The 15,041-nt window shown below is 66.2% G+C and carries 13 protein-coding genes; 6 read left to right on the top strand and 7 right to left on the bottom strand.

Annotation, left to right across the window (positions count from 1 at the left end; all coding sequences use genetic code 11):
• Window positions 1-82 precede the first annotated feature (82 nt).
• From galK to AB0L82_RS22275, 4 genes are all read left to right on the top strand, one after another.
• Window positions 83-1,207 carry a galactokinase gene (galK, locus tag AB0L82_RS22290; protein WP_364639256.1) on the top strand — a complete coding sequence of 375 codons (1,125 nt, stop codon included), beginning with the start codon at window positions 83-85 and terminating at the stop codon, window positions 1,205-1,207.
• 127 nt (window positions 1,208-1,334) lie between these two features.
• Window positions 1,335-1,766 (top strand): group II truncated hemoglobin, encoded by a 432-nt coding sequence (locus AB0L82_RS22285; protein WP_364639253.1) that lies wholly within the window; start codon window positions 1,335-1,337, stop codon window positions 1,764-1,766.
• Between the two features lie 165 nt (window positions 1,767-1,931).
• Window positions 1,932-3,620: a sodium:solute symporter family protein gene (locus tag AB0L82_RS22280; RefSeq protein WP_364640418.1), complete on the top strand. Its 1,689-nt coding sequence runs from the start codon at window positions 1,932-1,934 to the stop codon at window positions 3,618-3,620.
• Window positions 3,621-3,633: 13 nt separating this feature from the next.
• Entirely contained in the window at window positions 3,634-3,864 is a 231-nt protein-coding gene (locus tag AB0L82_RS22275; RefSeq protein WP_364639250.1) for a hypothetical protein, read from the top strand.
• A 20-nt stretch (window positions 3,865-3,884) separates the two neighbouring features.
• Here the strand turns inward: AB0L82_RS22275 and AB0L82_RS22270 are convergent, their stop codons facing one another.
• Window positions 3,885-4,928, bottom strand: a complete 1,044-nt coding sequence (locus AB0L82_RS22270; protein ID WP_364639247.1) for an LLM class flavin-dependent oxidoreductase — start codon at window positions 4,926-4,928, stop codon at window positions 3,885-3,887.
• Between the two features lie 62 nt (window positions 4,929-4,990).
• Between AB0L82_RS22270 and AB0L82_RS22265 the strand changes: the two genes are divergently transcribed.
• Both AB0L82_RS22265 and AB0L82_RS22260 read left to right on the top strand, forming a co-directional pair.
• Window positions 4,991-5,494: an SRPBCC family protein gene (locus tag AB0L82_RS22265; protein WP_364639244.1), complete on the top strand. Its 504-nt coding sequence runs from the start codon at window positions 4,991-4,993 to the stop codon at window positions 5,492-5,494.
• A 4-nt stretch (window positions 5,495-5,498) separates the two neighbouring features.
• Window positions 5,499-6,077, top strand: coding sequence for a TetR/AcrR family transcriptional regulator (locus tag AB0L82_RS22260; RefSeq protein ID WP_364639241.1), 579 nt, complete (start codon window positions 5,499-5,501; stop codon window positions 6,075-6,077).
• 436 nt (window positions 6,078-6,513) lie between these two features.
• Here AB0L82_RS22260 and AB0L82_RS22255 read toward each other — a convergent pair whose 3' ends face one another.
• The 6 genes from AB0L82_RS22255 to AB0L82_RS22230 all read right to left on the bottom strand — a co-directional run bounded on the left by AB0L82_RS22255 (window position 6,514) and on the right by AB0L82_RS22230 (window position 14,725).
• Complete coding sequence (locus tag AB0L82_RS22255) at window positions 6,514-7,914, bottom strand: DUF222 domain-containing protein (RefSeq protein WP_364639238.1); 1,401 nt, start codon at window positions 7,912-7,914, stop codon at window positions 6,514-6,516.
• Between the two features lie 262 nt (window positions 7,915-8,176).
• Entirely contained in the window at window positions 8,177-8,872 is a 696-nt protein-coding gene (locus AB0L82_RS22250; RefSeq protein WP_364639235.1) for a hypothetical protein, read from the bottom strand.
• Window positions 8,873-9,007: 135 nt separating this feature from the next.
• Window positions 9,008-10,480: a PepSY-associated TM helix domain-containing protein gene (locus AB0L82_RS22245; RefSeq protein ID WP_364639233.1), complete on the bottom strand. Its 1,473-nt coding sequence runs from the start codon at window positions 10,478-10,480 to the stop codon at window positions 9,008-9,010.
• 93 nt (window positions 10,481-10,573) lie between these two features.
• Window positions 10,574-11,149, bottom strand: a complete 576-nt coding sequence (locus tag AB0L82_RS22240; RefSeq protein WP_364639230.1) for a hypothetical protein — start codon at window positions 11,147-11,149, stop codon at window positions 10,574-10,576.
• A 65-nt stretch (window positions 11,150-11,214) separates the two neighbouring features.
• Window positions 11,215-12,876 carry an acyl-CoA synthetase gene (locus AB0L82_RS22235; protein ID WP_364639227.1) on the bottom strand — a complete coding sequence of 554 codons (1,662 nt, stop codon included), beginning with the start codon at window positions 12,874-12,876 and terminating at the stop codon, window positions 11,215-11,217.
• A gap of 187 nt (window positions 12,877-13,063) precedes the next feature.
• A complete protein-coding gene (locus tag AB0L82_RS22230) occupies window positions 13,064-14,725 on the bottom strand; it encodes an acyl-CoA synthetase (protein WP_364639224.1) in 1,662 nt (553 codons plus the stop codon).
• Window positions 14,726-15,041: the final 316 nt, after the last annotated feature.

Raw genomic sequence — 15,041 nt, 5'->3', positions numbered from 1 at the left:
AGCATCGCGATCCGCGTGACTCGCTATGCTCGCTGCGCAATGGAACCCGACAGCCTGTGTGACTCTGGGAACAGGAGCTGAGGTGGCTGCATCGTCCGCGACATCGACGGCGGGGCGCTGGCTCGCCCCCGGCCGGGTCAACCTCATCGGTGAGCACACCGATTACAACGAGGGATACGTACTGCCGCTGGCCCTGCCGCTGGGCATGACCTGCACCGCCGCGATCCGGACGGACCGGCTGGTGCGGCTGCGGTCGGCGCAGGCGCCCGGCGAAGAGGTCGAGATCGCCATGGGCGCGCTCGCCGCCGCGGGCTGGTCCGAACTGCCGAAGTGGTCGCACTATCCGCTCGGGGTGATCCGCGAATTCGAGCGGCGCGGGCACGAGGTGCGCGGGGTCGATCTCGAATTGGACGGCGACGTGCCCATCGGCGCGGGCCTGTCCTCCTCGGCGGCACTGTCCTGCGCGGTGGCCATCGCACTGCGAGATCTGTTCGCGCCCAGTATCTCCACCGCCGAGATCATCGATATCGCGCGCACCGCGGAGAACGTCTACGTGGGGGTGCCCACCGGCATCCTGGATCAGTCGGCGTCCATGCTGTGTACCGCGGGGCATGTGCTGTTCCTGGATGTGCGCACACGCGAGTACGAGCAGATCCCCTTCGATCTGCGCCGCTTCGGCCTGAGCCTGCTGGTGTTCGACACCGGCAGTCCGCACCAGCTGGCGGACGGCGAGTACGCACAGCGGCGCGCCGAATGTGCCACCGCCGCCGTGGAACTCGGCGTGCCGTACCTGCGCGACGCGACCCTGGCCGAGGCGAATCGGCTCACCGATCCGGTGCTGCGCGGGCGCGCCCGGCATGTGGTGTCCGAGAACGCGCGGGTGCGCCAGGTTGCCGACAAATTGCGTGATGGCGCCGATCCGCGCGCGATCGGACCGATCCTGACCGCCGGGCACGCCTCGCTCCGGGACGATTTCGAGGTTTCCGCCCCGCGTTTGGACACCGCCGTCGCCGCCGCGCTGGTGGCGGGCGCGTACGGCGCGCGGATGGTCGGCGGCGGATTCGGCGGCAGCGTCATCGCGCTTGCGGACGCAGGGCGGGCCGCCGGAATTGTCACCACGGTGCGGGATGCCTTCGCGCGCAGGGGTTTCGACGCCCCGCGCGACTTCGAGGTGACCCCGGCCGCGGGCGCGCGCCGACTGTCCTAGCGCCGACCCCGAAGCCGGACGGGGTTGTTCGATTGCACCGTGCGGTCGTTAAATCGCACGCTTTCGGCTGTCCGGGATTAGCCTGAGTATCGGAACGACCAACTCGCACACCAGGAACGAGCGAGCCATGGAGAGCCTGTACACGTTCGCCGGCGGCGAAGAGGCCCTGCACCGCCTGGAGGAGATCTTCTACGACCGCGCACTGGCGGATCCCGTGCTGCGCGAGGTGTTTCCGGTGCGCCGGCCCGATCACGTCGACCATCTGACCTGGTTCACCGCCGAATCCTTCGGTGGCCCAGGCCGTTTCACCCGGGAGCTGGGCTTCGCGTACATCATCGACGCGCACCGCGGCCTGAAGATCACCGATGCGCAGCGACAGCGCTTCGTCGAGGTGTATCTGGAATCCCTCGACGCGGCGGGTATGCCGGCCGATGAGAAATTCCGCGAGGCGGTGCGCCGGCATGTGGAGTTCGGCGCCCAGGTCGCACAGCAGAACTCGCTCGCGGAAACCGACGAGCAACTTCATCCATTGCGCGAAGTACCGCACTGGACCTGGTGATCGGTCAATACTCCTAGACGCCAGGCCGCGCCTCCCATAGGCCAGCGAACACCCCGCTAGTATTTCGCGCTACAGTCGTGCCCGCGCCATCTGTTTCGACAGGAGAGCCGTATGCCGTTCGACGCCAGCCTGCCCGCGGTGGCATTCGGGCAGCCCGCTGCGGTAATGGCCGCGAGCCAACTCAGACTCGATGCCGACCCCATCGACTATGCCCTGGTCGCACTGTATTTCGTCTTCGTACTCGGGATCGGCTGGCTGGCCCGCCAGCGGGTCTCGTCGAGTATCGACTTCTTCCTGTCCGGCCGTTCGCTACCGGCCTGGGTGACCGGCCTGGCCTTCATCTCCGCCAACCTGGGCGCGGTCGAGATCATGGGCATGTCGGCCAATGGCGCCGAATACGGCATGCCGACCATGCACTACTTCTGGATCGGCGCGGTCCCGGCCATGTTGTTCCTGGGCATCGTGATGATGCCGTTCTACTACGGCTCCAAGGTGCGCAGCGTGCCCGAGTTCATGCTGCGCCGCTTCGGTCCCGGGGCGCACCTGGTGAACGCGCTGAGTTTCGCGGTGGCACAGGTGCTCATCGCGGGCGTGAACCTGTATCTGCTGGGCAGCATCGTCAATGTGCTGCTGGGCTGGCCGCTGTGGGTGTCGGTGCTGGCGGCGGCGGCCATCGTGCTCTCGTACATCACCCTGGGCGGACTGTCGGCGGCCATCTACAACGAGGTGCTGCAGTTCTTCATCATCGTGGCGGCGCTGCTGCCGCTCACCATTGTCGGCCTGCACAAGGTCGGCGGCTGGGACGGCTTGCGCGAGAAGGTGATCGAAGGTCCGGGCGGTGCGGAACAGCTGGACTCCTGGCCGGGCAATGAGCTCACCGGGTTCACCAGCAATATCGCCTCGGTGATCGGCATCGTGTTCGGCCTCGGCTTCGTGCTGTCCTTCGGCTACTGGACCACCAACTTCGTCGAGGTGCAGCGCGCGCTGGCCACGCATTCCATCTCGGCGGCGCAGCGCACCCCGATCATCGGCGCGTACCCGAAGATGTTCATCCCCTTCATCGTGGTCATCCCCGGCATGATCAGCGCGGTGCTGGTGCCCCAGATCGCTGATTTCAAAACACAATTGGCGGCGAATCCGGACTACAAGGGCGATGTCACCTACAACCAGGCGCTGCTCTATCTCATGAAGGACGTGCTGCCCAACGGTCTGCTCGGAGTCGGCCTGGCCGGACTGCTGGCGGCGTTCATGGCGGGTATGGCGGCCAATGTGTCGGCGTTCAACACCGTATTCAGCTACGACCTGTGGCAGCGCTACGTCAAGCGTGATCGCTCCGATCAGTACTACCTGAAGGTCGGCCGCCTGGCCACGGTCGGCGCGACGCTCGGCGCGGTCGGCACCGCGTTCATCGCGGGCAATTTCTCCAACATGATGGATTACCTGCAGACCCTGTTCAGCTTCTTCAACGCCCCGCTGTTCGCGACCTTCATCCTGGGCATGTTCTGGAAGCGCATGACCCCTGCCGCGGGTTGGATCGGACTGGTCTGCGGTACCGGCGCGGCCATCATCGTCTTCGTGATGAGCAAGGCGCACGTCTTCGAATTGTCCGGTCAGGGAACGAGTTTCGTGGCCGCGGGCATCGCCTTCGTGGTCGACATCGTGGTGAGCGTGCTGGTTACCCAGGTGTCGCGGCCCAAACCGGTCGCCGAACTCGCGGGCCTGGTCTACTCCGAAACCCCCAAGGCCATGCGCACCGATGCGGACGCGGCCACCCTGCCTTGGTATCAGCGACCCGGCCTGCTGGCCGGGATAGCGCTGGTCATCGTGATTCTGCTCAATGTGTTCGTCGGATAAGGAAAGGCGTCAAATGCTGTTCGATATCCGCACCATCGTCGGCGGGTTACTCGCCTGCTACGGAGTGATCCTGATCGTCGTCGCGCTGGCGTACAACACCGATTTCCAGCGTGCCAAGACCGGTGGCATCGACATCAACCTATGGGCCGGAATAGGGATGACGGTCGTCGGCCTGATCTTCTTCGCCTGGGTCCGGCTACGCCCGGTGCCGCAGCTGACGAGCGCGGACGACGACGCCGAATAGGTCTCGCCGCCCGCACCTGTTCAGGCGCGCACCAGCTCCAGCAGTCGGCGCAGGGTGACCAGCTGTTCCTCGAACGGCGTCTCCATCTTGGCGAGCAGTGTCGAAATGCCCGCTGCCCGATAGCGTTTCACGCGCTCGGCGATATCGTCGGCGGTGCCGACCAGATTGGTGTGGCTGCCCAGTTGGAGCGGGACCGTGCGGCGCGCCGCATCGCGATCGCCGGACTGCCACAGCTGGGCCACCCGCTCGACGGCCGGACCGAACCCGAGCCGGGTGAACGCCTCGTTGTAGAAGTTGCGCCCGTTCGCACCCATCGCGCCGATGGTGAAGGCGTAACCCTCGGCGTGCTTCCGAATGCGCTGTGCCGCATCGATTTCGTCATCGGCGAACTCGACGGCCACCGGTGCCACCAGATCCAGATCGCCGAGTGTGCGGCCCGCTGATTCCGCGCCCTCCCGCAGCGGATCGAAGAACACGTCGGCCGCTTCGGGGATGAACGCGTTACCGAGCCACCCGTCCGCCGCCGCACCGGTGAGCCGGAGATTCGCCGGACCCATGGACGCGACGTACACCGGTACCTCGCGCGGCGCGATCAGCGGCCGTAGCGCCCGACCGGCGCTGTCCGGCAGCGGCAGCGTGTACACCTCGCCGTCGTAGCTCAAAGGTTCACCGCGACTGATGATTCGCAGGATCTCGATGGTTTCGCGAGTGGTGGCAACGGGTTTGCGGAATCGCACGCCATGCCACCCCTCCATCACCCGCGGTCCGGATACCCCGATGCCCAGATTGAAGCGCCCGCCCGAGAGCTCCTGCAGACTCAGCGCCGAGGTGGCCAGCAGCGCCGGTGAGCGCGAGCCGAGCTGAACCACGAAGGTGCCCAATCGGATCGTCGAGGTCTTGGCGGCGAGGTAGGCCAGCCCGGTCAGCGCGTCGTACCCCCACACCTCCGGCACCCACAGCGAGGCGACGCCGAGCCGCTCCGCCTCCACCGCGAACTCCGCCGCCCCCGGTAGGCGCGGTTCGATCACGACTCCGACCTCGAGCGGTTTCCCCTTGGGCTCCATCGACATCATGTTCTATGTTATAGACCATAGAAACTCTGGCCGGAACCCCGAAGGGCTGCACAGTGCGCTACCGCGATCAACCAACCGTCGAAGTTTCCCAGCGGGTGTCCTGTACCCCGGAGCAGGCGTGGGCCGTGGTCACCGATATCGGGCTGCCCGCCATCGCCTCCGATGAGCTGGACTCGGTCGAATGGCTGGACGGCGCGGACCATGTCGAGCTCGGCGCGCGATTCCGGGGCACGAATCAGCACAGCGCCATGGGTGCGTGGAGCACCGAATGCGAGGTGATCGAGGTGGAGCCCGAACGCCGCTGGGTATGGCAGGTGCGCGGGCCGCTCGGCGTCAGCGCCACCTGGGGTTTCGAGATCGATCCGGCGAGCTCCGGGGTGATCGTGCGGCAGTGGGGCCGGATGGGGCCGGACCCGTCCGGGCTGAACGCGGCCATCACCGCCATGCCGGAGAAGGAAGGCCGGATCATCGCCAATCGCTTGGTCGAATGGGAGCGCAATATGCGCGCGAACCTTGCGGCCGTACAGGCGAAATTCGAAGCACCCCAGGGGGATTAGCGGCATGGCAGCACGTGGCCAGACCAGGCAGAAGATGCTGATCGGCGGGGTGGAGCTGCTCCGGGAACGCGGTTCCGCGGGCGTGACCATCGATGCCGTGCTCGCCCGCACCGGCGCGCCGCGCGGCTCGGTCTACCACCATTTCCCGGGCGGCCGTCGCCAATTGCTCAGTGAGAGTTTGGGACTGGCGTCCGATGCCATCGCCGCCATCATCGAGGAAACCTCGACGGTCGGCCCGGTGGAGGCGCTGCACCGCCTCGTCGGCTTCTGGCAGCGGCTCCTGCTGAACACCGAGGACTTCCAAGCGGTCTGCCCCGCAGTCGCAGTCGCGGTCAGCGGCACCGACGACGATCGCGCCCTGCATCCGGAGGTATCCGCCACGTTCACCCGTTGGCGCACCGCTCTCATCGCTTCCCTGACGGCTGCGGGCATCCCCGCATCCCGCGCGGGAAGCCTTGCCACACTGACACTCTCGTCCGTCGAGGGCGCGATCATCCTCTGCCGTGTGCACCGCAGTCTCGAACCCCTCAACGAAGTTGCCGCAGAGCTGGAGTTGCTACTCACCCAAAATACAAAAGACTAGAAGAACAAAAGAAAAAGACGCCCGGACAAGAAAGAACAAGAACAAAGATAAAGACCAACAAAAGGAACCAAAACACTTGGGCGGCTTGGTTCTTTGGTCTTGGGAGGTGACCACAGCCAGTCACCCCGTCGGGTGCGTGAGGTATGGGCCTGGGTTGCGGGAGAGCAAGTCGGGTACGGCAGGCGACGTGCCCAGCACTGCTTCTTTGCCCGGACTGCGGCAGGGCTGGAACCGCAGAAGCGCACCCTTCGGGAGGTGCGGGGGCACCCCTTTGAGATGCGGATATGCCGGTAGCACCGGCAGGAGAGATGCGGACATGCCGGTAGCACCGGCAGGAGAGATGCGGACATGCCAGTAGGACCGGCAGGAGAGATGCGGACATGCCAGTAGGACCGGCAGGCGAGTTCCTGACGGTGGATACAGGTGGTGGCGAAACCTATTGCCGGGCTGGGCAAGCCGGGCGAGGCAATACCCAGGGTCGCTGGCGCATCCGGTTCGGAGCGCATGCGCGAGCCGGGCGGGCAGGCAGCGGCGGCGCGGCCGGGGCGGTGGCCATCAACTCGTCCGGGTGATGCAGGTGGTTCACCTTCGGTGTCCGGGTCGGGTCGATGTGCGCGGGCGCGATCCACGCGGTACGGCCCGCGAAGGCCGAATCCTTACCGAGCTTGATCGTGGTCCAGCCGGTCGGAGAATCATTAACCAAGGCGTGGCAGTGATCGCACGCCAGCGTGAGGTTTTCGATGTCGGTCGGGCCGCCCTTGACGTACTCGGTGACATGGTGCACGGCGGCCATGCTCGCGGGTGCGGTGCAGCCCGGGCGGGTGCAACCACGCTCGGTGGCGATGAGCGCCATCCGCTGTGCCGGGTTCGCCAACCGGGCTTCGCCGATGTGCAGGGGCATGTTGTTGGCGTCGGTGACGACAGAGAACGTCTTGCTCTTGCGCGCAGCCATTTCCAACGCGACCGCGACCGGCACAGTCCCACCGGTGGCCGTGGTGGCCACTCCGGCAGCGCGTTCCACATCGGCGATGGACATGGTCAGGATGGTGGTGACGGGCAGGCCACGGTGTGAGCCCAGATGCGCGGGGTGGAAGTCCGGGTGCAGGAGCGCGAACAACGCATCGTGCTGACGCTGCACCGTCGTGCGGGTATCCCGTGCGGCCGCAGCCTTCACGACCTCCGGATCGAGCTTGTCGTCCACCACGAACGGGCTCTCGGGATCAGCCGGGTTGCACAGGCCGGGCCGGGCGAGCTTGGCCAGCACCGCGTCCATGGCCGCGCGTGCTTCGGGGGTCAACACCACCGTCATGGTGGACATCAGGTCGAAACCCTGTGGGCTCAACCGCATGCTGCGCATCCGAGCGCGGTCCGTGTCGTCGGTGAGGGTGCCATCGGGATCGAGGTGGCCCAGGATCCGGTCACCGATCTTGGGCAGTTGGTTCGGGTTCAACGCGCGAGCGTGCCGCGCGAGGTGTTCTTCGGCGAGTGCGCGGTCTTCCGCGGTGACCTTGTTGGGGAGCCGGTCCATGACCTGCCGGATCACGCGCACATGATCGAGTCCGATCGCGCCTTCTTCTTGCGCGAGCGCGGTATTGGGCAACACCGGAGCAGGTGTGGAGATGTCGTTGTTGTCCCCCACGCGCGGCCAGATCGCAGCCTGCTCGGCGCAATGCCACCGGTTCAACGCGTCCCCATGCGAAATCCGCAGGGTGTCTTGCAGAAACAGTGCGACACTGCCCGCTCCGGCGCGCTTGGGCAGTGACCGGGAGCAGGTCTGCACCACCAGGTCGAGCTTGAGCGCGTCGAGTTTGCGGGTGGCGGTTTCGATCTGCTGCATCAATTCAACAATGTCGTTGTCCGGCACCGGAATAAGCGGCTGAGAAACAAGGGAATCGATCGCAGCGGAGAGTGCGTGTGCACTGTCCGTGATTGCGATGTTCTCCCTTGAATTCATACCCCTATTCTACTCCCGAAAAACAAACCCCGAAAGCCGAATTCTATTGTGATACAAAGCTATTCAGAATTCACGCTCTTTCATTTTCGGGCCACCGGGGGTATCGGCCGGACATTCCGGCCGATACCCCCGTCCTACTCCGGGCCTACTTCGCCGGTGCCGTGAACGGCTGGTTGATAGTCGTGAAGTACTGCGCCGCAGCGAGAATCGCCACCGGAGCCGTCACGAAGATCTGGCCCGCGACGGTTCCGAGGAAACCGATCACGCTCATGCCGACGATGCACCCGAGCGCCGCGCCGCCCAGGGCGCCGAACATGGCGGTCAGCGCACCGGTGACGGTGGCGAGGGTGGCGCCGCCGATGAGGCAGCCGACCGCCGCGCCGCCGAGGCCGCCGACCAGGGTGCCGATTGTCGCGCCCATGCCGATGGTGCTGGTCATGCGGCTCCAGGCGGCCTGCTCACGGTCGTATTCGGTCTTCCAAGGCGCCCCGTTCTCGAACGGGAGGGCCACGGGGCGGTAGGCGGCGTGGGCCAGGTCGAACTGCGGGGTGAGGGTGGCCACCCGGTCGTGGATCTCGGTGGCGATGGGGAAGACGAAATCGTCTACGCGGAAGGACAATTCGGTTCCGGCGATGGTCTTGCCGTCGGCCGCCTTGATCTTGAAGACGTCGTCCTCGACCGCCATGGAACCGGCATCGGTGCGGATGACCGTGTTGGTCTCGCTGTTCGTGGCGGTGTAGTTGATCGCCGAATCGGCCGTCGTATCGGCGTGCGCGGTGCCCGCGCAGACGGCGAGCGCGCTCGACATGACGATGGACGCGGCGAACGTGTTGAGCTTCATCAGGTGAAAATCCTTGTGTCAGTGCAGGTCAGGTACTGCACGGGCAGAGTCGATCCCGACCGCCGGGATCGGCGCGAAGGTATGGCTTACCGGCGGCACGGCCCAATGGCCGTGCCGCTCAGCGGGATTCGGTTGTCAGGCGGTGGCGCGACGGCGGGATGCCAAGCCCGCCAGGATGTCCACCAGTAGGAAACCGAGGAGTGGAATGCCGATCATCGGTGCGAACCAGGCCGCCACCGCGGCGACCGCGAGGAACGGCACCAGTACGGTGATCGGTGTTTGCCGCAGCGCACCCCGGCGCGGGGCCTTACCCAGCGCGACCTTGGCTTCGGATTTGGTCGGCCGGCGTCGCCACCACATCAGGTATCCGCGCACCACCACGGTGAGCAGCCCGATCATGACGGCGAGCAACAGCAGCTGATTGAGCAGCCCGAACATCAGCCCCATATGGAACTGGATGCCCCAGTTGGTCAATTTCGCGGCCAGCGGCCAATCCGAATACTTCAGCGAATCGGTGACCACGCCGGTGCTGCCGTTCACGGCGATGGCATCGACGGTCAGCACGCCGGGTCGGCGCAGTTCCTTGGCCACGAACGCGGTGCCGTCCTTGGCCGGAATGCTGATCTCGATGGGACCGTCGACACCGTTGGCGCGAGCCACCGCGTACACGGTGTCCACCAGCGCCGCCTTGTTCGGATTCGGTGCGGCGGCGGGCGTCGCGCCCCCGCCGTGACCGGCGTGGTCGCCACCGGCGGGCATGGCCGGACCCTCGGTGCCGGGCAGCTTGGTGGTCACCGACGGCGTGGTCCAGCTCATTTCCTGGCGCAGTTTGGTGACGTTCTCACCGGCGTACTTGGACCAGGTCATACCGGTCGCCGACAGCAACAGCAGCACCGGCAGAATCCATACGCCAACGGCCGCATGCCAATTCAGCGTGCGGGCGCGCGGCCGGGACCGATCCGGGCGGAACAGCCAACCGGCCGAGCGCTTTTCGCGCCGCGCCCGCACCCGGCGGAACCACAGCACCAGTCCGGCCAGTGCGATGACCCACAGCCAGGACGCCGCGATCTCGCTGTAGTAGCGGCCGAAGTCGCCCAGGTGCAGATCCCGGTGCAGCTGATCGATCCAGGTGCGCGTGGGCAGCGCCCCGGAACTGCCGTAGACGACGCTGTCGCCCACCGACGTCGCGGTCACCGGATCGATGAACACCGCGCGCCGCTCGGATTCGCCGAGGCTCGGATCGCTGAAGATGACCCGGGTGGTGTCACCGCTGTTCTGCGCCGGTGCGACCGCCACCAGCGCCAGCTTCGGCTGCACCGCGGTGGCCGCGGCGATCTGCGCGGACAGCGGTTTGGCCGGACCGGTCGAATCGGTGTGCAGCAGACCGCGATCGACGAAGGTCTCCAGCGTGGGCGCCACCGCGTACAGCGCACCGGTCACGGCGGCAATGAGAATGAACGGTGCGACGAATACACCGGCATAGAAATGCAGTCGCAGCATCAACGCCTGAAAGGCATTGCCCGCACTGCGTTTGGGTGGGGATTCCGAATTCTGGGCAGGTTGAATAGGCGGTGCCGTCTCTACGGCACCGCTCTCGGTAATAGTCACCGGCGGTCTTTCTGATGTTCGAGGAGAACCCGGGTACGCCGAATACGGCGACGGCACACGAACACCGAGGTTCGTGCCGGGTGGGAGGAGAAATCAGACTCGACCGAGAATGGGCGGACCGCGGGTCCGGAAGGCGTCGGCCGCGAGCACGCGCAGCACGACTCGATCGCGATGCGCGATCGGAAGCTGAGGTGGTCCGGTCAGCACCGGCAGTGAAACGGCAACGGGCAGCGCCCAAGCCAGCACCGTGCCGGCGATGCGATACGCGCCCTCCGCGCCCAGGATCACCACGGCGGCCACGCAGGCCGCCACGATATGCGCGGCCAGCATGGCCGGACTCCACATCGACGCGTGATGATGGTGGTGCGCGCTGCTGCCCGGCGAACCCCACATCATGCTGAAGTGCCCGAGCAACTGCCCGCCGATGAGCGCGATCACGAGCCCGAGCCAGGTGGTGCGCAGCGCGCCGATTCCGGCCACCAGCGCCCCGACCGCCGCCGAGGCGGCCACCAGCAGCGTCAGCGCCCCGGACTCCAGCGGTGCGGCCCCGGATATCCAGCCGTGCGCGGCGACCGCGAACGCTCCGGAGAGCAGTCCGGCCGATCCACCGCGCAATACAGCGGCATCACCGCTGTTATGCGCCGTCGACCGGCCGGACTCGAAACTCACGCGCTGATAATAGCTGAGAATTCCGGACCCTTTTCGCGGCCCGGGATTCTCGCTTCCATCCGGAATTACTCGGCGGGAACTGCCATTTCGATCAGCGGCTTGCGCAGCAGCTTGCCGGTGGCATTGCGCGGCAGCTCATCGAGGAAGATGACCTCGCGCGGCACCTTGTAGCGCGCCAGATTCTCCTTGACGTAGTCCTTGATCTCCTGGACATCGCGCTTGGAGTCCGGACCCGGCACCACGATGGCGCGCAGCCGCTTACCGAAGTCGCGGTCCTCGACACCGACCACGGCCGCCTCGAGCACATCGGGACGGTTGGAGAGCAGGTTCTCCACCTCCTGCGGGAAGACGTTCTCGCCGCCGGAGACGATCATGTCGTCATCGCGCCCGTCGATGAAAAGCAGTCCGTCGGTATCGAAGTGGCCGACATCGCCGCTGGACATGAGCCCGTCGACGTACTCCTTGGTGCGCCCGTCCGTGTACTGCTTGAACGAGTGCCCGTTCTCGATGAAGATCGTGCCGGTCACGTTCGGTGCGGTGATGCGCTTGCGGTTCTCGTCGTACAGCGCGATGCGAATGCCCACCGGCGCCTTGCCCGCGGTGGTCGGCGCCTTGCGCAGTTCACTCGGAGTGGCCACGGTCATGACGGCGCATTCGGTGGAGCCGTACACGTTGTAGAGCGAATCGCCGAAGTAGTCCAGGGTGCGGGTGACCACGTCCGGCGGGATGGCCGAACCGGCGGCGAAGAGCACGCGCAGGGTCTCGCTCGGCTGGTACTTGGCCAGGGTCTCCGCGGGCAGGTCGAGGATGCGCTGCAGCATGGTCGGCACCACGGTCAGGCCCTGCGCCCGGTACTTCTGGATGTTCGCCAGGGTGGTCTCGGGGTCGAAGCGCCGCTGCTGGAATACGACTCGATTGCCCAGTGCGATGGAGATGGTGAACTGGGACAGTCCGGTGGCGTGGAAGATCGGCGCGGCCATCACCACGGTGCTGTTGCGCGGCAACGGGATTCGATCCAGGAACTGCGCGGTGATGAAGGGGCTGACCTTATCGCGGGGCGCGCCCTTCGGGGTGCCGGTGGTGCCGCTGGTCAGAATGACCATGCCGCCCGGCTTATCCGGCGGGGACAGCGGTGCGGTGGACTGCCCGGCCGCCACCGATTCGATGGTCGGAATCGACGGATCGGCATTGTCCTTCTCGTCGACCCAGGTCAGGATGCGCGGGATCTCCGCCGGAATCGCGCCCATCAGATCGAAGAACTCGCTGTCGTGCAGCACCGCCTTGACCTTCTCGCGCGTCGCCACATCCGCGAACTGCGGTTTGGCGAAACCGGTGTTCATCAGCACCGCGCGCACACCGAGCTTGCCCGCGGCAACCAGGGCCAGCACCATGCCGCGATGATCGCGCGCCAGCACGCCGATCACATCGCCCGGGCCCAGACCCTGGGCGGCGAGGCCGCGCGCGAACGCCGAGGACTGCTTGTCCAGCTGCTCGAAGGTCATCTCGCCGCGCTCGTCGACAATGGCCGCCGACTTCGGATTGGTGTTGGCGGCGTGTACGACCGCGCCCGCGAACGGCCCGAACTTGAGCACATTGAGCGCCGATCGCACCGCCTGGTCCGGGCGCAGCGGATTGAACAGACCCCCGCGCACCATGGCGTTGACACTCAGCGCCGTATCACCGGCCTTGCGAAAAACCGTGCCTGCCGACGGAAGGGCAAGAGACATAGGTACAACCTTCCGCGATCCCCCGCCGGACGAGTCGGCGCTCGGACCGCAACCTCGAGATCCAGTGCACCGCTAACCCTAGCAAGCGCTGGTGGGACGGGTGTGGCCGAGGTCTCTGGTACCCGAAGTAGCGTATAAACCGCCCAGGTGGTGGCGGGGACGACACCCGCGGGGATCCGAAAGCGGCTCAGGATTTCGCGGGCTCCTCGTATTCCACGAGCACCCGGCGCAGCAGTTTGCCGGTGGCATTGCGCGGCAGATCATCCAGGAAGAACACGTCCCGGGGCACCTTGTAGCGGGCCAGATTGTTCTTGATGTACGCCTTGATCTCCGCCGGATCGGGCGCGGCCGCATCGGGTTCGAGCACGACGAACGCGCGCAGGCGTTTGCCGAATTCCACATCGTCCACGCCGACCACCGCCGCGTCGAAGACATCGGGGCGCTCCAGCAGCAGGTTCTCCACCTCCTGCGGGAAGACGTTCTCACCGCCGGAGACGATCATGTCGTCATCGCGGCCGTCCACGAAAAGCAGTCCGCGATCATCGAAATGGCCGACATCGCCGCTGGACATATAGCCGTCGATGATCTGCTTGTGCCGTCCGTCGGTGTAGCCCTTGAACGGCGCGCCCGAGCGGATGAAGATGCGGCCGGTGACATTCTTGGCGCGAATGCGCTTCCCGTCCGCGTCGAACAGCACCACCTCGCAGGTGGTCGGGGAGCGGCCCGCGGTGCCCGGCGCGATGGCCAGATCCTCCGGTCGCGCCACCGTCGCCACCGCGCATTCGGTGGAGCCGTACAGGTTGTAGAGCACGGGGCCGAACACCTCGGCGGTGCGCACCGAGAGTTCCGGGGACAGCGCCGAACCCGCGATCACGATCGCCTGCAGCGACGAGGTGTCGTACCGATCGCGAATATCCTTGTCCAGCTCCACCATTCGATGCAGCATGGTCGGCACCGCCACCAGCATCTCCGCTTTGTGCTCGGCGATCAGACGTAAGGTGCGCTCGGCGTCGAAGCGGCGCGCCACCACCACCTTGTTGCCGAGTCCGGTGCCGACCAGCCAGGTGGCCAGTCCGGTGCTGTGGAAGATCGGCGAGACGATGACCATGGTGCCCTGGGACGGGAAGTCGATGCGATCGATCACCTGCACGGTGGCCAGCGGCGATGTCTTGTCGCGGGGCGCGCCCTTGGGCAGTCCGGTGGTGCCGCTGGTGAGGATGACGACCCCGCCCGGCTTCTTCGGATTCGGCAGCGGGGCTTTGGCATTGGCGTCGATCAGGGTGTCGAGCGTGATGGCGCCCGCGGGCAGTTCGACGCCCTCGTCGACCCAGCTGAATACGCGCGGCAGTTCGGCGGGTAAGGCGTCGAGCAGTCCCAGGAATTCGCTGTCGTGAATGACGACCTTGACGTTCTCCCGCTCGCAGACCTGCGCGAACTGCGGTTTGGCGAAACCGGTGTTCATCAGCGCGACCCGTGCGCCGAGCTTGCCCGCCGCGACCATGGCCAGCAGCAGACCGCGATGATCGCGGGCGAGCAGGCCGATCACGGTGCCCGGGGTGACGCCGAGGCGTTGCAGGCCACGCGCCACCGCGTTCGAGCGCTCATCCATCTCGCGGTAGGTGAGTTCACCGCGTTCGTCGGCGAGCCCGATGAGCTCGGGCCAGACGCGCGCGGCATGGCGGACGGCGGTGGCGGGCGGGCCGAACACCTGCGATTCCCGGGCGGTGCGCAGCGTCTCCACCGGATTGCGCGGATCGGTAATGCCCTTGTCCCGCAGCGTTTTCAGGCCCTTTATGATCTCGGCGGTATGTGCCAGTCGCTGTTGCGCCGAATGCAGAACCGAGGTCATGTCGACCCACCTCCGAAAGAATGTGCGGCCCACCGCCTCGCATGCGGCGGGTTCCGCCACGGTAACAGCGAGCTGTGATGAGCGTTACACAAATTCGGTCACAACAGACATTTGCCGCAGGTGTGCAGAATGGCTTCGGGTGTTCATGCCCCCGACACCCGGCGTACACCGGGGTCGATGAGGCTTCGGTGTCCCACTTTCCAGTTGATGAGGTACCCGATGGAACTGCTCGAAGTCATCGCCAATATTTTCACCACGCTCATGTCGCAGTCGAGCGGTAGCGCGGCCTAGTTCGTGGGATCGGTGATCGGGCCGA

Origin of the sequence: Nocardia sp. NPDC052001 (assembly GCF_040680615.1) — a bacterium.
In the GTDB taxonomy this organism is placed as follows: domain Bacteria; phylum Actinomycetota; class Actinomycetes; order Mycobacteriales; family Mycobacteriaceae; genus Nocardia.
The sequence above is the reverse complement of the archived record's forward strand: the minus strand, read 5'-3'. Positions and strand labels throughout refer to the sequence as shown.

Excerpts from the sequence above, each read along its gene's own strand:
- AB0L82_RS22285 (WP_364639253.1), top strand. The coding sequence starts at position 1,335 with ATGGAGAGCCTGTACACGTTCGCCGGCGGCGAAGAGGCCCTGCACCGC.
- AB0L82_RS22280 (WP_364640418.1), top strand. The coding sequence starts at position 1,932 with ATGGCCGCGAGCCAACTCAGACTCGATGCCGACCCCATCGACTATGCC.
- AB0L82_RS22275 (WP_364639250.1), top strand. The coding sequence starts at position 3,634 with ATGCTGTTCGATATCCGCACCATCGTCGGCGGGTTACTCGCCTGCTAC.
- AB0L82_RS22270 (WP_364639247.1), bottom strand. The coding sequence starts at position 4,928 with ATGGAGCCCAAGGGGAAACCGCTCGAGGTCGGAGTCGTGATCGAACCG.
- AB0L82_RS22260 (WP_364639241.1), top strand. The coding sequence starts at position 5,499 with ATGGCAGCACGTGGCCAGACCAGGCAGAAGATGCTGATCGGCGGGGTG.
- AB0L82_RS22255 (WP_364639238.1), bottom strand. The coding sequence starts at position 7,914 with ATGCAGCAGATCGAAACCGCCACCCGCAAACTCGACGCGCTCAAGCTC.
- AB0L82_RS22250 (WP_364639235.1), bottom strand. The coding sequence starts at position 8,872 with ATGAAGCTCAACACGTTCGCCGCGTCCATCGTCATGTCGAGCGCGCTC.
- AB0L82_RS22235 (WP_364639227.1), bottom strand. The coding sequence starts at position 12,876 with ATGTCTCTTGCCCTTCCGTCGGCAGGCACGGTTTTTCGCAAGGCCGGT.
- AB0L82_RS22230 (WP_364639224.1), bottom strand. The coding sequence starts at position 14,725 with ATGACCTCGGTTCTGCATTCGGCGCAACAGCGACTGGCACATACCGCC.